A 25,031-nucleotide genomic window follows, 5' to 3' on the forward strand; every position below is an offset into this window, starting at 1 on the left:
AAAATATAATAAATAATTATAGAAAAAAGAAAGTGTTATTTTATGGGAAGACTAATAAACAAATATAGTAACGAAGAAATTGCAATCGTTGGTATAGGCTGTAGATTCCCAGGAGATATTTTCAATCTTTCAAGTTTTTGGGAGGCTATTTGTCAGAAAAAAGAAACGGTTAGCCGTATTTTGCCTGATCGTTGGAACTGGCGGACGGCCTATGATCAGGATAATTCAGTTATTGCCAAAAGCTTTTTTCTAAATGCCAGTTTTCTGACACAGCCTATAGTTGAATTTGATCCCTTGTTCTTTGGTATGTCTCCTAAAGAGGCTGTACAATGTGATCCACAACAAAGAATATTACTTGAAGTCGCGTGGGAGGCGCTAGAAGAGGGAGGTCTTGTTCCATCATCCTATGCTGGACAAAAAGTGGGCGTATTTATAGGTGTCTTTGCGACGGACTGGTTAACGAAACACTCTGTTAGCGAAGCGAAAGAAGGGGAAATAGAAAGAAATTTTCTTCCTACAACTTTGCCGATTACTATGCTTTCTGCCAGACTTTCTTATTTTTTTGATTTTTGTGGTCCCTCGCTTGTTCTTGATACAGCCTGCTCATCTTCTTTAACCGCAATTCATCTGGCGTGTCAAAGTCTGAGAAATGGCGATAGTGATATGGCCTTGGCCGGCGGCGTTAATTTGATGATCACGGATCAATCCGGTGCTATTGTCGCCAAGGCCAATTTCATGGCTGAAGATGGAAAAAGTAAAAGCTTTGATGCTTCTGCTGACGGATATGGCAGGGGAGAGGGTTGTGGTATTGTTGTTCTTAAACGGCTGAAAGATGCTGTGCGTGATGGAGATAAAATTCATGCAGTCATTAGCGGGGTTGGAATTAACCAGGATGGACATAATGAAGGATTAACCGTTCCAAATGCGCATGCACAGGAAAAACTAATTCATCAAGTTGCTCAACAGGCCAATGTACAATTGGGAGATATCGTTTATGTTGAGGCGCATGGAACAGGGACACCTGTGGGAGATCCTTTAGAAGCTCAGGCAATCTCAAATACAATTGGCAAAAGCCGACCGAACGGACAACCTGTTATCATAGGATCTGTAAAGGCAAATATCGGGCATTTAGAAGCGGCGGCAGGTGTGGCCGGATTGATTAAGGCTTGTTTGTGTGTCAAGCATAGAGCCGTGCCACCACAGGCAAATTTAAAAGAGCCAAATCCTAATATCCCTTTTGCTGAGATGAATTTACGCCTGATTCAGGATAAAGTTGTTTCATTAAAATCCTTGTCAGATGATTTATATGTTGCGGTTAATTCCTTTGGTTATGGTGGATCAAACGCAAATGTTATTTTACGGGCTCCTCGTCAAAATGAACAATCATCAGATATCTGTGGCAAAACTGCTTGTTTACCTTCAAATCAGTATATTTTATCGTTATCAACGAAACAATTGCCGTCTTTAAAATTGATGGCACAAAGTTATTATGAGTATTTCGAGCAGGGAACCGATATATCCCTTGCGGATATCTGTTATTCAGTGGGAAAGCATCGTTCATTTTTTCAGAAACATCTGGTTGTTGTTGCAAAAAACAAAGATGAATTTATTCAAAACCTTCAGGATTTTATACAGGATAAGGTAAATTCGGATGTAATAATTGGTAATCAGCAGGTTAAAACACAAAGCAGGCCTGTTTTTGTTTTTTCTGGCATGGGTCCACAATGGTGGGGAATGGGAAAGTGGTTCTTATCGAAGGGGCCTGCTGAATGTATAACAATCGCTGGGAAATGTGATTCTTATTTTAAGAAATTGTCAGGTTGGTCAATTCTTGAAGAGATGCAGAAAATGGAAACTGAATCTCGTATTCATGAAACGGCGGTGGCTCAACCCGCCATTTTTGTAATTCAAGTTTGTATAGCGACAGCCCTGAAAATTTATGGAATTGAACCATCTGCGATTGTAGGACACAGTGTTGGTGAAATTGCTGCCGCCTATATTTCAGGTGCTTTAAGTTTGAAGGATGCCGTTACCGTCATTTACCATCGTAGTCGATTGCAACAAAAATTTTCTGGTCAGGGGGCAATGCTGGCCGTCGGTCTGCCACCTTCATCGGCGGTCAATTTAATTGAAAAATATGCTGGAGACGTTACGGTCGCCGCGATTAACAGTACGCGTTCTTTTACTCTATCTGGATCAAAAGAAAATCTAGAAAAAATTGCGCTTGAACTTGATAGGCATTCAGAATTCAATCGTTTTCTTAGGGTGGAACTTGCCTATCATAATCCCATCATGGATCAGATCCGGGAAGAATTTGAGGCATCAGTGCAAGATATTTGTCCACAAATGCCTGTAATTCCCTTGTATTCGACGGTTACGGGGCGTATTTGTGATGACACCTTTTTTCATGATGAGAATTATTGGTATCGTAATTTACGTCAAACAGTTTTGTTTGCCGAGGCGGTATCCTCTCTTATTCATGATGGACACAATCTATTTTTGGAAATAGGTCCTCATCCAGTTTTATCTTCTTCTATCAAAGAATGCGCTGCAACATTAAACAGTTCGATTGCTGTTACTTATAGTTTGCACCGTTCTGAACCTGAAGAAAAAGCCATTATAAAAACGCTTGCCAATCTTTCCGCAATAGGTCTTGATCTTGACTGGGGAAAAATCACGGGTGGAAAACGGGTCGATTTACCTTTTTATCGTTGGGCACGAGAAAGTTACCTTTTTGAGAGTAAACATTCTAAAGCGACACGGTTGGCGGAACGCGTAAATCCAGTTCTAGGCAATGTTGATTGGGCCGCATCACGGGGCTGGTTGTCCGAGATGAATATCAATTTTATGCCATGGTTGCCCGACCATAAGGTTGAAGGGATGATTGTCTTGCCTGGGGCAGCGTATGTTGAGGCCGCGTTGGCAGCTCATGCTCAACTGGCAATTGATGCACCTAAAGAAATGCAGGAGCCTGCCATTATCGAGGATCTGCAATTAAAAAAGGCAATGATTATTGACCAGCATTTTTATCCGTATATGACTTGGTGCCTTGATGATTTAACAGGGCGATTACTTGCTTTTGGGCGAGTCAAAAATGATTCGCATGAATGGGAATTATATGCAACGGTTGCTCTGCGACGTACTATGCCATGGTCGGAAGATAAGGTAATTGATCTCCAGATATTAAAAGAGAAAATGTCTGAAGATATTAAGATTGAGTTCTTTTACCAGAAATTACGTGAGCATGGACTGGAATATGGCCGGACTTTCCAAACAATTAAGAGGTTATATCATAATTCTGATGCCGTATTGGCCTATCTTGAAATTGCTGATACTGAACAGAATAGTATCAAGGATTATTGTATTCATCCAACCTTGTTGGATGGGGCTTTTCAACTGTTTGGAATTTTGTGTGCAAAACAACAAGTAAAAGATACCACTTTCCTTCCTGTCGCTATTGAGCGGGTTATGTATTATGGTCGACATGAGGGCAAGTTATATGCTTATGCCAATAATCCGGTAAGAGATGAAGACTTATTCACTGGTGATATTGATCTTTATACTGAAAAGGGAGAATTGATTGCTTCTATCAAGGGGTTGACTGTTAAAGAAATAGCCAGTCAAAAGCAGAAAGAAGCCAGACAGATGGGATTGCTTTATCATCGTGAATGGCAAAAATCAAAACCTTTATCTCTTCTAGGAGAAATTGCCAAGATTGCGATATTGACAGATAGTGATCAATTTTTGGAACTCCTGAAAAAAGAACTTGAGATGCAGGGGATAACCGTTCTTGTTGGAAAGATTGGTCAGCAGTTTGGAAAAGAGACTGAAGACCTATTTCATATTCGGGAAGGTCAGGTAAAAGATTATCAGGATTTTTTTTCTTTTGTTAATATTCATCAATGTCGTGCGGTTGTTTATTTTTATACCAGAAACAACGAATTTGAAGATAGAATTGGATTGTCTCTGGTACAAGAAGCTCTGGTGCTGTCACATGGATTACCGGTAATTGAAGAAAAGAAAATTTCAGAGAATTTTCGTTTCGTGATAATTACTAATGGATCAGAACAAATTCATGAAAATAATAAATCAATTAATTTGGATCAATCATCATTAAGAGGATTTGCGAGGGCTTTTTCCTTTGAACGTCCTGAACTGAAATTAAAATTGATTGATATTGATGCGGATCTTAAGACAGATTCAGCTATCCTTGCAGCCGAAATCCTGGATGAGGAGATGGAGGATGATGTTGTCTTGCGTGGTCAGGATCGCTACCTATCCCGTCTAACACCAATGACAAGACGTGAGGAAGTGCGATGTGTTCCTTATGAACAATTTGATTCTCAAAAAATTGGATTTCGGCTTGTTTCTGGTTTTCCGGGTATTTTGGATAAAATCCGTTATGATGCATTTGTGCGTCAACCACCGCCTCCAGGTCATGTAGAACTTGAAATTATTGATGCTCCTTTGAATTTTAAAGATGTATTGAAAGTTATGGGCCTGTTACCGCGTTCTGTCATGAAGGATACATTTCACGGTGATGGACTGGGAATGGAAGCCTCTGCAAAGGTTGTCGCCGTTGGTAAAGGGGCGGAGGAGGCTGGCTTTTATGTTGGAGATCGCCTTGTCATTACGTTTAAGGGATGTTTAACTTCACATGTTACCCTGGCATTGAAGGATATTTACGCGGTCCATTATTCCACGCATTCCTTGTTAAGGGAATCAAAACGATATCAGTTGACCTCTGATGAAATTGATAAAATCAAGGAATATGATCAACATAAAATCCCTGATGCAGAAGCGGCTACTGTGCCCATAGTGTTCTCTACAGCTTATCATACACTGATCAATTTGGCGAATTTACAACAGGGTCAAATAGTTCTTATTCATGCTGCGGCAGGAGGTTTGGGACTGGCAGCAATTCAAATTGCAAAAATGCGGGGAGCCAGAATTTTTGCAACGGCTGGAAATGAGAAAAAACGTCAGTATTTGCGGGATTTGGGATGTGAACAGGTTTGGAATTCGCGTAATCTTGAATTTGTCGATGGGGTTAAACAGGTAACTTGTGGAAGGGGAGTGGACGTTATCCTGAATTCCCTATCAGGAGAAGCATTACATCACAGTTTGGAACTGCTTGCCCCATTCGGCAGTTTTTGTGAGGTGGGAAAGAAAGATATTGCCGAAGAACGTTGGATGCCAATGAAGGCATTCAATAAAAATATTAATTTCTTTTCTATGGATTTGGATCGGATGGGAGCTGTTTGTCCAGAAAAAGTTCTGGATATTGTGACAAAAATTGTGCGGGATATAATGAATGACAAAATTATTCTGCCACCCTGTAAGGTCTATCCTGCTGCCAAAGCGGTTGAAGCGTTCAGAACATTAGCTTCTGCCCAGCATATCGGTAAAATTGTAATCAATTTTACCGATACAAAAGATGTAATGGTTAATCCTCTTCAAAAAGAAGTTGCCTCGATTGAAGCCAATGCGCTTTATCTGGTGACAGGCGCTTATGGCGGTATGGGGCTTGAATTGGTGCAATGGCTGGCTGAAAAAGGAGCCAAACATCTTGTCTTGATAGGGCGCTCACTTAAGAAAAATGATTCATCAATTCAGAAAATTCTAAGCATCTTACAAGAGAATGAAATCAGTTTGTATCAAATGCAGTGCGACCTCACTGATCTTCATGCCCTACAACAAACAATTGGAAAAGTGCAACAGTTGCCATATCCCCTAAAGGGAATATTTCATTGTGCTGCAATTATTGATGATGGAGTGGTTGAAAATCTTGATAGGGAACGGGTTGCAAAAGTTATGTTACCCAAGGCGCAGGGTGCCTGGTATCTGCATGAGCTGACCAGGGATATTGCGTTGGATCATTTTGTTTTATTTTCATCTGCGACTCATTTGTTTGGCAATATCGGTCAGGCAGCCTATATTTCCGCAAATGCCTTTCTGGATGCTTTGGCGCAATATCGTCAAAGGATTGGTTTGCCTGCTCTATCTATTGAGTGGGGCGCTATTGATGGTGGCAATATGCTGAAAAAGGATAGTCATGTTGTCAAAACATTTCAGAATTTTGGAGTGAATCCTCTACCTGTCAAAAAGGCACTCGATGTAATGCCATTATTATGGAAACTTCACAAACCCTTCTTGGCCGTCCTTGATATTGATTGGTCAAAATGGTTCAGCGCGTTTCCTATTACGCGAACTTATGGTCGTTTTCAGCCTTTGACCGCATTAGGGGTGTCAACAGGTGAACAGACTGAAGTTATGAAACAGTTAAATATCTTGCCCTTAGAGGGGCGTTTACCTTTTGTCATCGAGAATCTAATTCATATTTTGGAAAAAACGTTGCAATTGCCAGCAGATACAATTGATGGAAATACTCGGTTAACCGAGCTGGGAATTGATTCTTTGATTGGAGTGGAACTGCAGATTGCGATCAGTAATCAGTTGGGATGTGAAATTTCGTTGCTACAGCTTATGAAAGAGGAAAATCTTCAGGATGTTGGACGGGTATTGCTTAGAAAGTTAAAAGTTCCTTTTGAAAGTAATGAAATTTTAACACTGGAAAATGTCTGAGAATAATTCAAGTAAAAATTTGAACGTGTAGATACGAGTGATGGTATTGATAAAGAAAAGATGGTTTTGATTATCCCGAAAGACCAGACGGAAGACCGAACTTGTAAGCAACATAACGTTGTTGATTGGCGAAACGATACCCTTGTTGATATGGTGCAGCATCGTGCATGCTCATCACCCTCAATGGTTATTTATACGCTGTTGAATGACCAATGTGATCCTGTTGACACTCTGACGGCCATTCAACTTGATCATCAGGCTTCGGTTATTGCGGCAGGACTGCATCATTTTGGCAAGGAAAAAAACAGGGTTTTGATTTTATGTGAAAATGATTTGAATTATGTTTTGGCATTTTTTGGCTGTATATATGCCAATATGATCCCTGTTTCAGGAATTCATGTTGATGTTATTCGCAGTGATGAACGATTTGCAACGGTTTTAAATGATGCGCAACCAGATTTTGTTATTGGTCCACGTCATTTACTGATCGAATATAAGGATTATTTTCGGAAACTGGATTGTAATCCTGTCTGGATTCCCCTGGAGGTTTTATTAAATGTCAGGGATAAATTAGTTAAAAAGGGTGATAATAAGGATGTTGCTCTAATTCAGTACAGTTCAGGGACGACACGGAATACGAAAGGGATTTTGATTACGCATCGTAACTTGATGTATAATGTGCGGCATCAGCCAGCAAGTGAAAAAATTCTTGAAAGTGAATGCAACGGATTGAGTTGGTTACCTTTCGCCCATGATATGGGGTTAATCGGGGGGATTATTGTTCCAGTAGGTTTGGGACGAAAAATTTTTCTGTTGCCTCCAAAATATTTTATTGAAAAACCGGTAAGATGGTTACAGGCGATTACCAGATATAAAATACAGGTTTCTGGCGGACCAACATTTGCCTATAATCTTTGTTTAAGGGAAACCACGGAAAATGAGATCAGGAAATTAGATCTATCGTCATGGCAAATAGCAGTGAATGGGGCAGATAATTCTCAGGCTGAAACAATAGAAAAATTTTGCAAGAGATTTTCCTCGGCAGGGTTCAGGGCCAGGCATTTCATTTTTGGATATGGTCTTGCCGAGGCAACGTTAACCGTTACCAACAGCAAGGCAAATGTTTCCCCTAAAATCAGGAATTTTTCACGAAAAGCCCTGATGACAGGTTTCGTTAGGCAGGCTTCTGATGTTAATGATCAACGCATTTTGGTTTCATGTGGTTATTCTTTGGAGGATCAAAAGATTGTTATTGTGAATCCGGAAAACGACCAAATTCTACGAGATGGACGGGTCGGAGAAATTTGCGTTTCTGGACCCAGTGTTGCGAGAGGATATTTCAATCGTCCAGAAGAAACAAAGGATGTATTTCATGCGAAATTATCTGGTTCCAAGGAATTTTATTTGCGGACCGGTGATCTGGGGTTCATTTATGAAAATGAATTGTACTTTGCTGGAAGGATCAGCAACGTCATAACATTAGGCAACAAGAAATATGATCCTGGCGATATTAGTGGCACATTGGAAAATTCCTGTCCTGATATCCGAATTAATGGAACAACCTTCTTCCTTGAAAATTTAAAGGATCCAACATCAATAACCATTCTTGCGGAAACCATACGAAATCCCGTCAAGTCATATGAAGAAATTGCCGGATATATTTATGAAAAGGTAACCAAGCTTTATATGATTTGGCCTCGGACAATTGTATTGACACGTCCGGGAGGTGTCTTAAAAACACCCAGTGGCAAAATTCAGATTGCGCGTACGCGAGAGGCTTTTTGCGAGAAGAAACTTCCTGTCATTAAGGAATTTCGATATCAGGTTCCGATCATTACAGCATTTTTGTCTTTTAAAGAGGCATATAATCAAGTAGAAGAATGGATTGGAAATGTAACGAAAGATTGGAAGGGGAATGTAAAGCAATTAACACGCAACAAATTGTTGAACAAAGAGGTTAATTATGAACTTTTGTTAGACTTACGTTATAAATTTGAAGAAAAATTTCACGTTGAGATTGACCCGTCTGATTTTATGACCGCATGTCAAACATATACGGATTTATGTCATTTATTAGCAAAGCAAATTTGTAATTCTGAATTATAAAAATAATTTTAATTCTATATTGAAAGGGAACTATCTTGACCCAGAATGATAAGGTGAGAGTAGAAGGGTTTGAAAGAGTTAAATTAAAAGTTAAAGGTGAAGACAATTTATCAAGTTCTCTGGAAAACAAGCAGACTCAGGAAAGTGAATTAATTAACAAAATAAATAATTTATCACAAAACAGGCAGGTCCAAGACGCCATTCAAGCATTGGATAAACGATTTTCACCTATGATTGGTGGTGAAGAGGTGAACAATCAAACAGAACAAAAGCCGGCAAATAGCACCAAAAATCTGGTAAATCAATTTATACAGGCCTCTCCTAAGCCTACCCAAAAAGGACCCATGGGTATTTTATACGATTTTAATTTTGGAATACGCGTATATGTTCCAAAACCAGCTGCAGGGGAGGGATGGCGCGTTTGTTTAATGGATCTTGATACAGAGGTTGTCTTGCTGGATCAAACCTGCCAGGATCAGGGATATGCAACCACTGCCAAACATCATTATATGAATGGAAAAATCATTGTTTCAAAGATTCATAAGGATGGAAAGCAAGAAGAGGTTCTTGTTCATGAATATAATGCTCGGGGCAAGGAAGTTTTAATTGCCTTTCCGGTCGGATCCTTGGGGGATTCACTGGGTTGGGTGCCCTATGCAGAAAAATTTAGAAAGAAACATGACTGTAAACTGACATTGGCTTTGGGAAAAAACCTTATTGATTTGTTTGAAAAAGCCTATCCGGAAATCAGATTTGTTGACGCTTCTGTTTATGCTCAACAGAAAATTGAAAACAAATTTTATGCAGGATATTATATAGGCCTGTTTTTTGAGGATGAACAAAATAATTGGCAACCTCGTGATTTCAGGTTGGTAGGATTACATCGAACGGCAGGATATATTTTGGGTGTGGATCCTGAAGAGGTCCCCCCTCGTTTGGTTGCAAGTGAAGATACAAGACCTATTCCAGAACCTTATGTAGTCATTGCTACACAGGCCTCGACACAATGTAAATACTGGAACAATCCTTTTGGATGGCATTATGTTATTGATTTTTTGAAAAGCCTTGGATATCGTGTAATTTGTATTGATAGGGACAGGGTTTTCGGAAAGGATCTTGTTTGGAATCATATTCCAAACGGTGCGGAAGATCAAACAGGTCCGCGTCCTTTGACGGAAAGAGTACGCTGGTTGAAACATGCTGAATTTTTTGTCGGATTATCTTCTGGCCTTGCCTGGCTTGCATGGGGTGCTGGCATTCCAGTTGTTGTTATTTCAGGATTTACCAATCCATTAACTGAATTCAATACGCCTTATCGTGTGTTCAATACGCATGTTTGTAATGGATGTTGGAATGATATTCGATATTTATTTGATCATAATAATTTCCTATATTGTCCGAAACATAGCAACACTTCCCGACAGTTCGAATGCACCAAGGCAATTTCTCATCAGCATGTTATCAAAACCATTTTGTCCATTCCAGGTTGTCGTCAGAAACCAGTAAATGAAAAAGAAAAGTAAGGTTTAATAACAGTTGGATGTAAGGGCAACGGGCAAAATTCTTTTAGGGATATTATTAAGTCAATCCAATAATGGTGGAGTGAGAGAAAAAGCTTCTAGTTTTTTCTAAAAGCTTTTTTTAATTTATTTTGTAGTTAACAAATTATGAGTTTGTTAAGCAGGCAATATAATTGATTTTTACATTCTGGGCCAGTTTCCATCCATTTGGATAGAAAGTCATTCCGGCAATAGATTTTATGCGTAATCCGGCAGAATGTGCCATTTTGCCCAATTCAGAAGGTGTGATGAATTGTCTCCAGTTATGTGTACCGACAGGCAACTTGCGTGTAATATATTCAGCTGCTACCTTGGCAAATAGAAAGGCCGGTAACGTACGGTTGATTGTTGATACAAAAATCATACCATTGGTTTGTAACAACCGGGAGATATTATGGATAAAGTTCTGAGGATCATTAACGTGCTCAAGTAGCTCTAGGGCCGTAATGACAGAAAAATGTTGATTTTCGTGAACAAGTTCCTCAATGCTTCCCACCTTATAGGTTAATGAGCCGCCATTAGGGAGCAAGGGTGTTGTATCTAGATGATATTGTGCGGCTTTGATAACTTTTTTTCCGGCATCTATTCCCAATACATTGTATCCCATATTTGCCAGGGCTTCACTGGCCAAACCGGCTCCACATCCGATATCCAGAATATTGCCGGATTTATAATATTGGTTATTATGTCTCAGGTTGCGGTTGATCCATTCAATACGAAGATCATTCATGTCATGAAGGGAGCTCATGGGCCCTTTTCGATCCCACCACTGATCTGCGAGCTGATTAAAATGATCAATTTCATTCGTGATAATTGAATTATTTTGCTTGTTGGCATTATCTGTAGTATCGATAGGCATTTATTTCACCCTCGGTGGAAGAAAAGTAATAGAAAAGTCAATTATTTGCTTATAAATGATAATTGAGTTAATTATTGAATGATATTAGAAAAATGAGATTTATGCTTCATTATATCATATTTAAATGCTGAAAATAATAGTTGTGGAGTTTATTTTTTATGTCTTGTGATATTCCCCGGATCGTAATGAAGTTTGGTGGGACGTCGGTTGCTGATTTGGACAGGATTCGTAAGGTCGCTCAAACAGTCAAAAAACAAGTTGGCGTAGGTTGTGAAGTAGCCGTGGTTGTGTCAGCTATGTCAGGGGTCACAAACCAGCTGGTTGAATATTGTCAAACCCTCAATCCCCTATATGATCCCTGCGAATATGATTCAATTGTAGCGACAGGTGAACAGGTAACCAGCGGGCTTTTGGCTATTGCTTTGCAAACAATGGGGATTAAAGCACGTTCATGGTCAGGTTGGCAAATTCCCATAATTACAGATGATGCGCATGGTAGGGCCAGAATTAAACAGATTGAATCAGCAGCCCTGATAGAATGCATGCAGGCTGGAGTTGTGCCTGTTATTGCCGGATTTCAGGGAATAGATGAAAATAAGCGTATATCAACTTTGGGACGGGGTGGATCCGATACTTCGGCGGTTGCGTTGGCTGCAAGCTTGAATGCTACAAGATGTGATATTTACACGGATGTAGATGGAATTTACACAACTGATCCCAGAATAGTAAAAAAGGCAAAACGAATAAAGGCAATCGCATATGAAGAGATGTTGGAATTAGCCTCTGTCGGTGCAAAGGTCTTGCAAACCAGAAGTGTAGAATTGGCCATGAAGGAACAGGTGCGTGTTCAGGTTCTTTCAAGTTTTGAAGATCATGACCCGTCAAAGGAGGGGTCTTTGCCAGGTTCTTTAGTTGTTAGTGAGGATGAAATTGTGGAAAAAGAACAAGTAACAGGAATCGCTTATTCCTTGAATGAAGCAAAGGTGGTTGTAAAAGGTATTCCCGACTTTCCTGGAGTGGCATCTTCTATTTTCAGGCCCTTGGCAGAGGCCAATATCAATGTTGATATGATCGTGCAGAGTAGCGGGACAAATCAAACCACAGATATGACATTTACAGTGCCTAAAACGGATTTGTTACAGGTTCAACAGCTTTTGGAACAGGCAAAAGATACAATTAAATTCTCACAATTGCTGACCGATGAGGATGTTGTAAAAATCAGTGTGGTTGGAATTGGGATGCGTTCTCATACTGGTGTCGCAAATATTATGTTTAAAACATTGGCGGAACGTTCTATAAATGTTCAAGTGATTTCCACAAGTGAAATTAAGGTTTCTGTTATTGTTGCTGCGGAGTATGTGGAATTGGCTGTACGTGCTTTACATACAGCTTATGGATTGGATCAAATGAATGACTGATAAAATGAATATGGATTTAGTTTCATATGATCAAGCAAAAAGGGAATTGAAGCGTCTGTGGAAACGTGGCACTGATTTTTTGGGAAGTGAGGTTGCCATTCTTGGCGGAGCTATGTCCTGGGTCAGTGAGCATCATCTGGTTTCAGCCATTTCCAATGCCGGGGGTTTTGGCGTGATTGCATGTGGAGCAATGGAACCCGAAATGCTAGCTGTCGAAATTGAGGCCACTCAGGCACTGACAAAAAAGCCTTTTGGGGTAAATCTGATTACGATGCATCCCAAATTGTCTGAATTGATTGATGTCTGTCTGCGTCTAAAGGTTCATTATATTGTGTTGGCAGGGGGTATTCCTTCGAGTACAGCAATCAGGCAAATTAAGGATGGGGGAGCTAGGGTTATTGCGTTTGCTCCAGCCTTGATTTTGGCAAAACGGTTGCTTAAAATGGGTGTTGATGCACTGGTGATAGAAGGGGCAGAAGCAGGGGGACATATAGGTCCTGTTTCTTTGACTGTACTTGCTCAAGAAATTTTACCTGTTATCCGTGAAATACCTGTTTTTGTTGCGGGTGGACTGGGTCGTGGCGATGCCATTGTTTCATTTCTTGAATTGGGTGCCTCTGGCGCACAGTTGGGCACGATGTTTGCTGCAGCGGTAGAAAGTCAAGCCCACGAGAGGTTTAAAAAAGCGTTTATTCACGCTTCGGCACGGGATGCAGTCGCTTCAGTACAATTGGATGATAGTTTTCCAGTTATTCCCGTGCGTGGTCTTTCCAATCCAGGGACAAAAGCGTTCATGAAGCATCAAGCCGCCGTAATTCAAAAATATCGTAATGGTGAATTAAGTAAAGAGGATGCCCAACTGGACATTGAACATTTTTGGGCGGGGGCTTTGCGTCGTGCGGTAAAGGAAGGTGATGTGGAATATGGCTCGGTTATGGCTGGTCAATCCGTGGGAATGGTAAAGGAAATTTTACCTGTTGCCGATATCTTTCATACACTTATGCAACAGGCAATTGAGGCTTTGGTAAGACGACAACAACGTATATCAGATATGTGAACATTCTATATAATGGGTTTTAAGCAGATGAGTAATGGACCTGAACAATATGCGAATAAACAATCTATTGGCGAAATGCTTCGTTCAAGAAGAGAAGAATTGCACTTGAGTTTGGAGGATATTTCTCAGAGGCTGAGAATCCGGTTGGTTTTTTTAAAGGCTCTGGAGGATGGGCAGATCGATCAGTTGCCCGGTATAGCCTATGCATCCGGTTTTTTGCGTTCTTATGCAGAGTTTCTGGGACTGAATGTTGACGAGGTAATCAAGCGCTTTCGTTTTGAGCATCAGGGAACAGAATATAAACAGAAATTACTGTTTCCTGCTCCTGTCCCTCAATCTGGAGTTCCTGCCGCTGTAATTATTTTTGCAGGTTTACTGATTATTGTCGGGGGATATGTTGGCTGGTACAAAATGACTGATCATCGAAAGGTTCCTGCCGAAACTATTCCATCCATTATGGATAAAAATGGTAAAGATCAGGCGCAGGAAAAAATTTCACCACAGATTGCATCTGTTATGCCCTCTCAAAACGTAAATAATGCAAAACCGGATCAAAATGTTTCCAATGCTATCCATAAACTTGAATCACAGGTAGCCCAGTCTCAAAAAACAAATGAACCGGCTTCGGAACCGGCAAATTATTCGCAGGGTGATAAAAACAATTCTTTACAAGAAAATAAGTTGTCTCCACAAAATTCATCTATAGACAATCAACAGAAACCACAGGAACCCTCTTCTATTCAAACCAGTAAAGCATCTGACTCATCAGGTAAGGTTGATCAACAACATCCTGATTCGGTAAAAAATATTGAAAGCAAAGATAATGAGACAACAGAAAAAGTTGATAACAATATCATTATCAGGACATCCGGAGCCAGTTGGTTAAAAGTTCAGGATCAACAGGGTCGTATTTTATTGCAAAAAACATTGCAAAAAGGTGAAAGCTGGACTGTTCCATCAGATCATGCAAGGGTTGTTATGACCATTGGCAATGCCGGGGCTGTCATTATTGAAAATAATGGGAAGCAGTCAAGGCCTCTGGGTGAAAGGGGAAAGGTTTTACGGCATTTTGTTATAACGCCTGAGTTATTGGAAAAGATTGTTACAGAACCTGTAGATAATAATTCGGATGCAATGCCTGAAAAAAATAAGAAGAAAATGGTCAATGAGAATGGCTTGAATTTAAATAATGATCAGGAAAAGACTGAAGGATCTGATAATCGTTAGGACAAATATTTTATGTTTGAGCGGTTATATATTGCATATTTTAATGGGGTTGGTTAGTTAAAAGAAGATGGTGTAAAATTGATCTTTTAAGATTGTTTCTTTTAAGGTTAAAGGCATTACCATAATTAACTTGGAGAAAAATTAATGAGTTTACGCCCATATCAGCAAATTATTCGTCGCAAAAGTCGACAAATTAATGTGGGGTCTGTTCCTGTTGGCGGGGATGCACCGATTAGTGTTCAAACAATGACAAATACGCTGACCAGTGATGCACAGGCAACGGTTGCACAAATTAAAAAAGCTGAAAAGGTGGGGGTTGATATTGTTCGGGTTTCCTGTCCTGATGAGGATAGTACCAGGGCGCTGAAAGAGATTGTCCGTAATGTGGAAGTTCCAATTGTTGCGGATATTCATTTTCATTATAAGAGGGCGATTGAAGCTGCACAGGCAGGCGCTGCTTGTTTAAGGATTAATCCAGGAAATATTGGTAATGCGGATCGTGTTCGGGATGTAATTAAGGCGGCAAAAGATTATAACTGTTCAATTCGTATCGGGGTTAATGCGGGTTCTCTTGAAAAACATCTTTTGGAAAAATACGGAGAGCCTAATCCTGAGGCTTTATTGGAAAGTGCGATGGAGCACGCGAAAATCCTAGAAGATAATGATTTTCGCGAATTCAAAATTAGTGTTAAGGCTTCAGATGTTTTTTTGGCGGTTGAAGCTTATCGTTTATTATCTGAAGCTTGTGACTATCCATTGCATATCGGTATTACTGAAGCGGGCGGGAAAAGAGCGGGGACTGTAAAATCCTCCATTGGATTAGGTTCACTTTTATGGGCAGGTATTGGGGATACAATGCGCGTTTCCTTGTCGGCTGAACCTGAAGAGGAAGTCGTTGTAGGCTGGGATATACTGAAAACGCTTGGTTTGCGTCATCGGGGGGTAAGGGTTGTTTCCTGTCCTTCCTGTGCGCGTCAAGGTTTTAAGGTCATTCCAACGGTTGCAACATTGGAAGAACGTTTGGCTCATATTGAAACGCCAATTACGCTTTCTGTCATTGGTTGCGTTGTTAATGGTCCAGGTGAAGCCACCATGACGGATGTGGGTGTTACCGGGGGTGGATCAGGACGTCATATGGTCTATGTTGGTGGAAAGCAGGATCATACGATTCCTGCTGAAGAAATGATTAACCATATTGTGCAATTGGTTGAACAAAAAGCCGCACAGATTGAAGCGGAAAAAACTGCTCAAAAAAAAGAAAAGAATTAATTTTAAAATATAATTTCAAATATAGGATAGTTTAAAGTGAGTGTGGTTAAACCCGTTCGTGGAACCCATGATTTGATTGGTGACGAGGCAAAAAATCATCAATATGTCATGCAAACCGCAAAAAATATTACTTCATTATATGGGTTTGAAGAATGGATAACACCGGTTTTTGAAGAAACAGGTGTTTTTACGCGCTCTTTAGGGGATACGTCGGATATTGTTTCCAAGGAAATGTATACATTCCAGGATCGTGGTGGGGATTCTCTCACCCTGCGTCCCGAAGGAACAGCTGGAATTTGCCGTGCCTTGGTTACAAATGCTTTGACCCAAACCCTTCCTCAAAAGGTTTTTTATGCCGGCCCAATGTTTCGTTATGAGCGTCCTCAAAAAGGCCGTTATCGGCAGTTTTATCAGATTGGTGCAGAATTGCTGGGTACGGCAACCCCTTTTGCAGATGCGGAAATGATTGCAATGGGGCAGCATATTCTTAATGCCCTAGGTATTTCAGATAATGTTGTTCTTGAATTGAACACGCTGGGGGATCTGATCAGCCGTCAAGCATGGCGAGAAGCTTTAATTGCCTATTTCAAAACTGTTAAATCTGAATTATCAGAAGATAGTCAAAATCGGTTGGAGAAAAATCCCTTGCGTATTTTGGACAGTAAGGCGGCACAGGATAGAGCGTTATTGGATCATGCTCCGTTAATGAAAGATTATATGACTCCGACAGCACTGGAATTCTGGGATAGGTTACGAAAAGCACTGGATCAGTTTAAAATTCCATTTAGAGAAAATCATTATATTGTTCGTGGATTGGATTATTATAGTCATACGGTTTTTGAATTTGTAACGACAAAGCTTGGATCACAGGGTACCGTTCTGGCGGGCGGACGATATGAGGGGCTGGTTGCAGAAATGGGTGGACCTTCTGTTCCTGCTATTGGATGGGCGGCTGGGGTTGAAAGATTGGCTCTTTTATTGAATTCGATACCCGTCCAACCTAAATCTGTAGCGATCATTGTATTTTCTGATGCGGTTCATGAAATGGCATTTACGGTTTTACAGCTATTGCGAACTCATAAAATTGCCGCTGAAATGACCTATAAAGGGAATTTCCGTAAACAAATGGAGTGGGCTAATAAAAGGAAAGCGTCTATTGCATTGCTTATTGGTGAGGATGAGGCGACCAAACAAGTTGTTCAGTTGAAAGATTTGAATTCTGGTGAACAAGTCGAGGTTGCCTTGCATGATTTGGTTTCTCAGCTTATTTTGAAATTGGCGAAATAATTTATGTCTTCTGAAGAATTTTCTGCAAGTTTTAATGATCGTCTGGATAAAATCATAGCTCGGTCAGAAGAATTACAACACTTGTTATCCACTGAGATATCCGGGGATGAATTTATTGAGGCTTCACGTGAATATGCTGAATTGAATCCGCTTGTAGCCTTGATTGAATCTTTAAGGACGGCAGAAAAGGATTATCAGGCTGTTCAGGAAATGCTTGATGATCCTGAAATGAAAGATTTGGCGCAGGCCGAGTTACAGGGGTTGCATGAAAAACTTCCGGAAATAAGACATAAGATTCGTTTGGCAATGTTACCAAAGGACAAGGCTGATGAACGAAGTGCAATTTTAGAGCTACGTCCAGCGGCTGGGGGTGATGAGGCGGGTCTGTTTGCGGCAGAACTTTTTTCCGCTTATCAACGTTACGCGGAATCTCGAGGCTGGCGCTTTGAAATTCTGGAATATGGTGATACTGGATTGGGCGGTCTTAAAGAAGGGATTGCTTCAATCACGGGCACGGGAGTTTTTGCACGTTTGAAATATGAATCGGGTGTTCATCGCGTGCAACGTGTTCCAGCTACCGAAAGTCAGGGGCGTGTTCATACTTCAACAGTAACCGTTGCAGTATTGCCTGAGGCAGAGGAAGTGGATGTCACAATTGATGAAAGTGATCTGCGGATTGATGTCTATCGTGCTTCTGGGGCTGGTGGACAGCATGTTAACAAAACGGAAAGTGCGGTGCGGATCACTCATATTCCGACAGGTGTGGTCGTGGCGATGCAGGAGGAAAAAAGTCAGCACAAAAATAAGGCGAAAGCCATGAAGATCCTGCGTGCACGTTTATATGAACAACAGCGGTTGGCCGCTCATGAAAATCGTGCGGCAGACCGTCGTTCTCAGGTGGGGACAGGAGATCGTTCTGAACGTATTCGTACATATAACTTTCCACAAGGACGTGTTACCGATCATCGGGTAAATTTGACGTTGCATAAGATTGATCGTGTTATGTTGGGGGAATTTGATGAGATTATCGATTATTTAATCCAGGAAGAACAATCCCGACTATTGGCTTCTGAAGAGAATACCTAGGAAAAAAATTCTGTTTTTGCCTTTTATTTCTGTCTAATGCCTTAGTTATATTATCGTTTAAAAGCATTAGTTGTTTTTATATTTGGATAAATTGATTTTTACTGGATTACATGGATAATAGTGTACAAATACCGTTGGCCTCATTAATTCAGGAAGGCGAGATGCTTTTTCAAAAGGCAGGAATTGAAGCACCGCGACGAGAGGCAATGTTATTAATAGCTGCGGCGTTAAAAAAAAGCAGAACCGAATTATTCTTGATGGATAAAACAGAATTGATCGATCCTGTCCTAATTCGTTCATATTTTTATAGACGAAGTCAGCATGAACCTTTCGCTTATATTGTGAGGGAAAAAGGATTTTGGTCGTTAAATTTGGAAGTGTCAGAAGCCACTTTAATTCCTCGCGCTGATAGCGAGACTTTGATCGAGGTTTTGTTGAAATTATTCCCGAAACGCCAAACTCGTTATAATTTTCTGGATCTGGGTACCGGCACAGGTTGCCTGTTGCTTGCCGCCTTGTCTGAATATACGAAAAGTTTTGGAATTGGGGTCGATTATAAAGAACAGGCTGTTAGATTGGCAAGGAAAAATGCGGAAAAATGCAAATTGGCGGACCGATCTATATTTTATACGGGTTATTGGGGTAATGCCTTAAAGGGGGAATTTGATATTATTTTATCCAATCCACCTTACATTCGTGAACATGAATTATTAAATTTAATGCCAGAGGTCAAAAACTATGAACCCATGTCAGCTTTGGATGGGGGAAGGGACGGCCTTGATGCATATCGTTTAATCTGTTATCAAGCCGCGGATTTATTAACGGAACAGGGAGTTTTGATTTTAGAACTAGGAATTGAACAGGAAGAGCATGTTACAGAGATTGGAAGGGATGTAGGGCTGCATGTTGTGCAAAAACAACAGGATTTAAATGGTTATACAAGAGCCCTTGTTTTTTCTAATATAAAATTGTAAAAGCTTATCATATAATTTTATTTTAATTATAGTAAGAGAAGCTACTAACTCAATATAATGATTAATAGCTGTATAAATTATAGTATTAAATTGCAATTTATTTATTTCATTTAGTTTACTTGTTTCATATTAATCATTATCTATCAACCAATCAAAATGTAACCTTAGTTTCATATTTACTAATAGGAAAGTATAACAATAACTTATGAATACAAAACGTATGCGAGGTCGTTATTACCGGTCAGGCAATAACGGGGGGGCACGGCATCAAAACGGACAGGTTTCTTTTAATCGAAATCATGTGTTTGAAAGTAACGGTCCTAATGGACGTATTCGTGGAACTGCTCAACAATTACATGAAAAATATCTTCAACAGGGACGGGATGCCATAAGTTCAGGGGATCGGGTCAATGCTGAAAGTTTTTTTCAGTATGCAGAACATTATTCTCGTATTGTTAATATGATTAACCAGTCTAATCAACAAAGACATCGTCCCAATAATTTTCAGGAAACGGCAAATAATACAGAGCCTGTAAAAATGATAGAGGATGAACCGGAAACAACCGAGGCTGTCGAAATTAAGATTGATGAAACTGCAAATGAAACTCCTGTTGTTCAGGAGATAGAGGCTGAACAGCCCGCACCGGTTCGTGTGCCCCGTAGAGGAAGGCCTCCTAGAGCGCTGTCAGCAGGAAAAAAAAAGCTTTCGGAAGAAAATAGTTAAAATATTATAGAAGATGAGTGAAAAATACTTGACTTTGTCATTTAAATAAGGGTAATTAAACTCGTCTTTCAATGATTGATAAGGCGGCGTAGCTCAGTGGTAGAGCAGGGGAATCATAATCCCTTGGTCGGTGGTTCAAATCCGCCCGTCGCTACCATCTTTAAAATTTGGTTTAAATCTACAGATGGTTGTTAAAATTCAAAATCCTTAAAATCGAATAATTCTTAACAACTTATTTTTAATTTTGTCTTTAAGTTGGTATTTTGTGATTTGATTGTAATTTTATTATGATCAGACTGATGGTATGATTATTGTTGAAATGATCAGAGTCATTGAATATGAAAATATATTTTGTTGGGAATGGAAAAACAGAACGATCTTGTAAAAATTTTTTAATAATTTAACGAGATTAGATGTGATATATTAAATTGTCATACATAATCAGAAATGGTGCTGCTGGCGAGGATTGAACTCGCGACCTCTCCCTTACCAAGGGAGTGCTCTACCACTGAGCTACAGCAGCTTCGATTTGCTTTATTTAGTAGCTTTTCATTCAAAATGATGCAACAAAAAAATTTATCTTTTTGCATATTTTTTATATGGCTTGCAAATCAAGGATAAATTGTTCAAAAGTTAGATGAAATATTTACATCAAATCCAAGATTCAGTTCGATTAATATTATTTTTGTCTTCTATGTAAATTCATCAAAGCGTATCTTAAATAGTATTAAAGAACCATCATGGTTCGAAATGAAAACGCCCGTTTAATGCTGTATATTAAAATAGGATATCAGGTTGTAACTATGAAATATAGCTTTTGTTTTTTATCACTTTCCTTTTTGAGTATTGCATTGACCAGTTGTGCGGTTGGACCTGATTTTAAAAAACAGACACCTTGGTACCCTTCAAAATGGTATCCAAACCATAATTCAATCCACGGTAATGTTACAAGTCAAATCAGTAAGAATAAACTGGATCCGAATTGGTGGGAATGTTTTCATGATCCGATATTATCTGATCTGGAACGTCGCACTATCGTAAATAACCTTGATATTCAAATGGCTACACAGCGAATGATTGCCAGTCGTGCCCAGTTAATCATAACAGGATCGGCACGTTTTCCCACCTTGAATGCAATGGGCAGTTACAGCCGAGCACAACATAGTAGTAAAATGGCACGTCGAATTATTAACCGTGTCGAGAATCAGAAACCTGAGTTAGGTAAAATCGTTGACCCCAAGGATATTGATATTCCCACTTTTAATGAATGGGCTGATGCTCTGGATTCAAGTTGGGAAGCTGATATTTGGGGGCGTGTTCGTCGTCAGTACGAGGCTGGTAAAGCTTTATGGCAAGTTTCCGAAGAGGAGCGACGAGATATTTTAACCCTCCAGTTGGCTGAAGTTGCCAATGATTATATAACTCTACGTGGATTGCAGACACAACTGGATATTGTTCGAAAAAATGCGAAAATTGCTCAGGATTCACTTGATTTAGCTCAAAAACGTTATACGGGGGGATTGGTAACAGAATTGGATGTTCACGATGCCCGTGCTCAACTGGAACAGACAAATGCACAGATCCCACAATTGGAAGAGCAGGTCATTAATTATATGAATGCCCTTGCATTGTTAATGGGGGAACCACCCCGCGCCTTGGATCAAACTTTGTCACAACAAAAACCAATTCCTCCAGTTCCCCCGCAGATTCCTGTTGGTTTGCCCTCTGAATTGCTGCAACGTCGTCCAGATGTAAGAGAGGCTGAAGCCGCCTTACATGTTGCAACTGCAGAGGTTGGTGTGGCAGAAGGGGATTTTTATCCAAAAGTAACCGTGGATGCAAAAATGGGCTTTCAATCTTTATCGATCAAGGATTTGGGATTTTGGTCAGCACGGGCATGGAATATTGGACCGACAATATCAATTCCCATTTTTGAAGGGGGGAAATTAAAGGGTCAATTACAATTAAAAAAGGCGCAGCAGAAAGAAGCGGCTCTTGCTTATCGTAAAACTGTTTTGCGTGCTTGGCAGGAGGTTGATAACGCTCTGTCTGCTTATCAAGCCGAACAGTTAAGAAATGATAAATTAAGGGAAACTGTCAATTCAAACCAGCAATCTGTTTTTTTGGCACAGGAACAATATCGTGAGGGGTTGCAAACCTTTATCAATGTTCTGGATGCAGAACGTCGACTATTGCAATCTCAGGATGATTTGGTAAAAAGTACAACACGTATTTCAACCAATTTAGTACAACTGTATAAAGCACTTGGTGGAGGATGGGAAACAACCTTTCCCGAACATACTGAATCGCTTCAAAAGAAAAGTTGATTATAAAATTGCTAGCGCATAATCAGAATAGTTGATCATTACGGTCAAATTATTTATTTCCTTATAAATAATTTATATTTTGGAGCCGTATTATTGCCAAGGAAATTTTATACCCTTCAAATGTTAAGAGGGCTTGCCGCTTTATCAGTTTGTTGGGCGCATTTTTTATCGATTAAAATAGAAGTTAAACCCATATTCGCAACGATATATACGTTTTCTGGACCTTTCGTGCGATATGGGGTGGATCTATTTTTTGTTATAAGTGGTTTTGTCATTGCGTTGAACGTTCTTGAAAACCATGAAAAAGCATCATTTAAGGAAGGATTGGAATTTTTAATTAAAAGAATTTTTCGGATTTATCCGTTATTTTGGATTACCATGATTTTCATTATCATTCTTTTTCACTGCAATGGTATTAAAACAGCTGGTTTGCATAAAATAGAAAATATTTCACATTTTTTCCTTTTAACTACTGATATGCCATTACAGAACGCTGCATGGACATTACCCTTCGAACAGTATTTTTATCTTGTAATGTTCTGTTTTATTTGTTTGTTTCCCAGAAAATCATTGCTTCCTTTTTTTATAATCTGGGCAATTTTACATTTGATCATTTTATATGCTTATGTGGAACATTGGATTCATCATGTTCCATTTTTTCTCGGAGATAACCAGATTTTCAACTTTTTTTTCGGGTTATGCGTTGCTTATATTTTTTTTAAAATAAAAAAACATACTGTAATGGATAAGTATATTGCTTTGTGTTTAGGTATATTGATCGGTGGTACAGGTTTTATATTCACTTATAAGAAATTATATGGATTACATTTTAATGAATGGGCCAATTTATTTTATAATGGATTATCACCAGCTCTGATTTTATATGGATGTATAGGACTTGAAATGAGCAATCATATCCAAATTGCGAATTTATTAAAAAAACTAGGTGATGTGTCATATTCCATTTATTTGTGGCATTGTCCTATCCTTTATATTTTTATCACATTTTATCAGTTACGATTTTTTTCTAACGCTACTCATCCTTTCTTGCAGATTGCTGTAGAATTAATACTTGTCTTAATTGTAAGCTTTTACAGTTATAACTGGATTGAACGTCCGTTTATTCATTTATCAAATCGAATTGTTAGAAAATGGTTATAAAATAGAATATTTGGGTATTATCATTGAACATTATGCAATTAATAAGGTTAAAAAAAAAGGATTAACATGGCAGAAGCATTAATCCTTTTAAACTGAAATTCAATTATTTTACTAATATAACAAAATAAAGTAAATTTAAAAAATGATTAATGTTGTTATACGGTCTCCTTAAAACAATAAAGTAAAAATAAAATATCTAACAAACTAACACTTTTACTTTTTCGACATACAGAAAATGGAGAAAATTAGATTTCTGAATAGGGTTTTTATTCGTAATCATTAGTGTAAAAGTTAATATTATGGATACGGGTTTACCTTAGTCATTTCAGAATTGTCCTAATAAAGTCCCAGTTTGTCAGACATATTGTTATTATATAGTCAAAATTACGTTTTGAAAATAAAATTTTAATAAAATTAACTATATTTTTATAAACTATATTTTATATTTCTTAACAAGAGGATATTTTTTCTATTTATTTATTACCCTATTATATTTTTCAAATAAATTTGAAATTAGGTTATTAGACAGTAATTCCTTGAATATTATTTTTAATTTTTTGAAAATGAAATTGAACAAACATTTTATGATCAGATGAATATACTTGGGTGGTGGTTTGAATTTGTAATTGAGTGATATAGATCAATAAAATATCAGAATATGTAATAATAATTCCAATCTTAAATCAGTACAAAAAATATCAAGTCTAATTTAGATAAAACCAGATGCTATTGGAAACATTTTTTATTTTACTGTTGATGAGGTTGATATAGCGAATGATTAATTTTGGTTAAGTTATTGAAATTGTGCTGGTTGCCACCATATAAGGTTTGCATCGAGAAGGTGGGATGTTTCTTGTCTTTAAGTTGTGAATCGCTATTGATACCTTTCTTAATTTTTTCTTTCTTATTAAATTTTAATATTTTTTATTTAACTTAGCTTTGTGACACTTCTTTTCAGGGGTGAATCCGATATTTGGTAAGGTATCCTGTTCTGCTGATTATGGACGGGATACCTTATTTATTGTGATTGGGATTCTGTTTTTTTGCGGAATCGGAGATTTGGATGTTTTGTTGGCTGGGTTATGGTTATTTAAGGTGTAAGGTATTGATAACCTATTATTTTTGTTATTGGCGAGATTTTTTTGGATAATTTTGAGAGAAATCGGTTGACTGGCATGAGAGATTTCTGTAGAAGGACATTCACGGAGCGACGAGCTGGAAAGTTCTTGACTGGTTGCTTTGTGGGGATTAGATTGTAGGGCTCATTTTTGATGTGTTTTACGGTTTTGTTCATTGACAATTGTATAGGATGAGAAGGGGATATGCTGGTGGCGTATTGGTTGTAGTGTTTTTTGTGGCGCTATGATGTTTAGGGTTTTTAGGAGCCTTAGA

General features: G+C 38.9%; 14 protein-coding genes and 2 tRNA genes. 14 read left to right on the forward strand and 2 right to left on the reverse strand.

The features are described 5' to 3' along the window. Nucleotides 1-42: 42 nt before the first annotated feature. From GM552_RS00915 to GM552_RS00925, 3 genes are all read left to right on the forward strand, one after another. Nucleotides 43-6,585, forward strand: coding sequence for a type I polyketide synthase (locus GM552_RS00915; protein ID WP_155564883.1), 6,543 nt, complete (start codon nt 43-45; stop codon nt 6,583-6,585). Between the two features lie 60 nt (nt 6,586-6,645). Beyond that, on the forward strand, nt 6,646-8,691 hold the full coding sequence (locus GM552_RS00920) for an AMP-binding protein (RefSeq protein WP_155564884.1): 2,046 nt from the start codon (nt 6,646-6,648) through the stop codon (nt 8,689-8,691). A 230-nt stretch (nt 8,692-8,921) separates the two neighbouring features. Beyond that, nucleotides 8,922-10,214, forward strand: coding sequence for an autotransporter strand-loop-strand O-heptosyltransferase (locus GM552_RS00925; RefSeq protein ID WP_370533575.1), 1,293 nt, complete (start codon nt 8,922-8,924; stop codon nt 10,212-10,214). Nucleotides 10,215-10,356: 142 nt separating this feature from the next. Here the strand turns inward: GM552_RS00925 and ubiG are convergent, their stop codons facing one another. Beyond that, nucleotides 10,357-11,109: a bifunctional 2-polyprenyl-6-hydroxyphenol methylase/3-demethylubiquinol 3-O-methyltransferase UbiG gene (gene ubiG, locus GM552_RS00930; RefSeq protein ID WP_155564886.1), complete on the reverse strand. Its 753-nt coding sequence runs from the start codon at nt 11,107-11,109 to the stop codon at nt 10,357-10,359. 158 nt (nt 11,110-11,267) lie between these two features. Between ubiG and GM552_RS00935 the strand changes: the two genes are divergently transcribed. The 9 genes from GM552_RS00935 to GM552_RS00975 all read left to right on the forward strand — a co-directional run bounded on the left by GM552_RS00935 (nt 11,268) and on the right by GM552_RS00975 (nt 20,308). Then, the gene (locus GM552_RS00935) at nt 11,268-12,527 is read left to right on the forward strand and encodes an aspartate kinase (protein WP_155564887.1); all 1,260 of its coding nucleotides are present in this window, start codon (nt 11,268-11,270) and stop codon (nt 12,525-12,527) included. Continuing rightward, entirely contained in the window at nt 12,520-13,584 is a 1,065-nt protein-coding gene (locus tag GM552_RS00940; RefSeq protein ID WP_110439533.1) for a nitronate monooxygenase family protein, read from the forward strand. The genes GM552_RS00935 and GM552_RS00940 overlap by 8 nt, the downstream gene beginning before the upstream one ends. 27 nt (nt 13,585-13,611) lie before the next feature. Beyond that, a complete protein-coding gene (locus GM552_RS00945; protein ID WP_196424820.1) occupies nt 13,612-14,811 on the forward strand; it encodes a helix-turn-helix domain-containing protein in 1,200 nt (399 codons plus the stop codon). Between the two features lie 144 nt (nt 14,812-14,955). Next, entirely contained in the window at nt 14,956-16,080 is a 1,125-nt protein-coding gene (gene ispG / locus GM552_RS00950) for a flavodoxin-dependent (E)-4-hydroxy-3-methylbut-2-enyl-diphosphate synthase (protein WP_110439535.1), read from the forward strand. Nucleotides 16,081-16,116: 36 nt separating this feature from the next. Beyond that, complete coding sequence (gene hisS, locus GM552_RS00955) at nt 16,117-17,367, forward strand: histidine--tRNA ligase (RefSeq protein WP_370533574.1); 1,251 nt, start codon at nt 16,117-16,119, stop codon at nt 17,365-17,367. A 3-nt stretch (nt 17,368-17,370) separates the two neighbouring features. Next, complete coding sequence (prfA, locus tag GM552_RS00960) at nt 17,371-18,453, forward strand: peptide chain release factor 1 (RefSeq protein ID WP_155564889.1); 1,083 nt, start codon at nt 17,371-17,373, stop codon at nt 18,451-18,453. A 110-nt stretch (nt 18,454-18,563) separates the two neighbouring features. Further along, complete coding sequence (gene prmC, locus GM552_RS00965; RefSeq protein ID WP_155564890.1) at nt 18,564-19,427, forward strand: peptide chain release factor N(5)-glutamine methyltransferase; 864 nt, start codon at nt 18,564-18,566, stop codon at nt 19,425-19,427. A 205-nt stretch (nt 19,428-19,632) separates the two neighbouring features. Further along, on the forward strand, nt 19,633-20,151 hold the full coding sequence (locus GM552_RS00970; RefSeq protein ID WP_110439539.1) for a DUF4167 domain-containing protein: 519 nt from the start codon (nt 19,633-19,635) through the stop codon (nt 20,149-20,151). A gap of 82 nt (nt 20,152-20,233) precedes the next feature. Next, nucleotides 20,234-20,308: transfer RNA gene (locus tag GM552_RS00975), tRNA-Met, on the forward strand. A gap of 291 nt (nt 20,309-20,599) precedes the next feature. Here GM552_RS00975 and GM552_RS00980 read toward each other — a convergent pair. Further along, a tRNA-Thr gene (locus GM552_RS00980) sits at nt 20,600-20,674 on the reverse strand. A 217-nt stretch (nt 20,675-20,891) separates the two neighbouring features. Here GM552_RS00980 and GM552_RS00985 point away from each other — a divergent pair. Both GM552_RS00985 and GM552_RS00990 read left to right on the forward strand, forming a co-directional pair. After that, nucleotides 20,892-22,478, forward strand: coding sequence for an efflux transporter outer membrane subunit (locus GM552_RS00985; RefSeq protein WP_230882718.1), 1,587 nt, complete (start codon nt 20,892-20,894; stop codon nt 22,476-22,478). A gap of 93 nt (nt 22,479-22,571) precedes the next feature. Further along, complete coding sequence (locus GM552_RS00990; RefSeq protein WP_155564891.1) at nt 22,572-23,639, forward strand: acyltransferase; 1,068 nt, start codon at nt 22,572-22,574, stop codon at nt 23,637-23,639. Nucleotides 23,640-25,031: the final 1,392 nt, after the last annotated feature.

Source organism: Commensalibacter sp. ESL0382 (assembly GCF_009725775.1).
Classification (GTDB): domain Bacteria; phylum Pseudomonadota; class Alphaproteobacteria; order Acetobacterales; family Acetobacteraceae; genus Commensalibacter; species Commensalibacter melissae.

Coding starts and splice junctions, on each gene's coding strand:
- GM552_RS00970 (WP_110439539.1), top strand. CDS start 19,633: ATGAATACAAAACGTATGCGAGGTCGTTATTACCGGTCAGGCAATAAC.
- GM552_RS00915 (WP_155564883.1), top strand. CDS start 43: ATGGGAAGACTAATAAACAAATATAGTAACGAAGAAATTGCAATCGTT.
- ubiG (WP_155564886.1), bottom strand. CDS start 11,109: ATGCCTATCGATACTACAGATAATGCCAACAAGCAAAATAATTCAATT.
- GM552_RS00920 (WP_155564884.1), top strand. CDS start 6,646: ATGGTTTTGATTATCCCGAAAGACCAGACGGAAGACCGAACTTGTAAG.
- ispG (WP_110439535.1), top strand. CDS start 14,956: ATGAGTTTACGCCCATATCAGCAAATTATTCGTCGCAAAAGTCGACAA.
- prfA (WP_155564889.1), top strand. CDS start 17,371: ATGTCTTCTGAAGAATTTTCTGCAAGTTTTAATGATCGTCTGGATAAA.
- GM552_RS00925 (WP_370533575.1), top strand. CDS start 8,922: ATGATTGGTGGTGAAGAGGTGAACAATCAAACAGAACAAAAGCCGGCA.
- GM552_RS00985 (WP_230882718.1), top strand. CDS start 20,892: ATGGTTCGAAATGAAAACGCCCGTTTAATGCTGTATATTAAAATAGGA.
- GM552_RS00935 (WP_155564887.1), top strand. CDS start 11,268: ATGTCTTGTGATATTCCCCGGATCGTAATGAAGTTTGGTGGGACGTCG.
- prmC (WP_155564890.1), top strand. CDS start 18,564: ATGGATAATAGTGTACAAATACCGTTGGCCTCATTAATTCAGGAAGGC.
- GM552_RS00940 (WP_110439533.1), top strand. CDS start 12,520: ATGACTGATAAAATGAATATGGATTTAGTTTCATATGATCAAGCAAAA.
- GM552_RS00945 (WP_196424820.1), top strand. CDS start 13,612: ATGAGTAATGGACCTGAACAATATGCGAATAAACAATCTATTGGCGAA.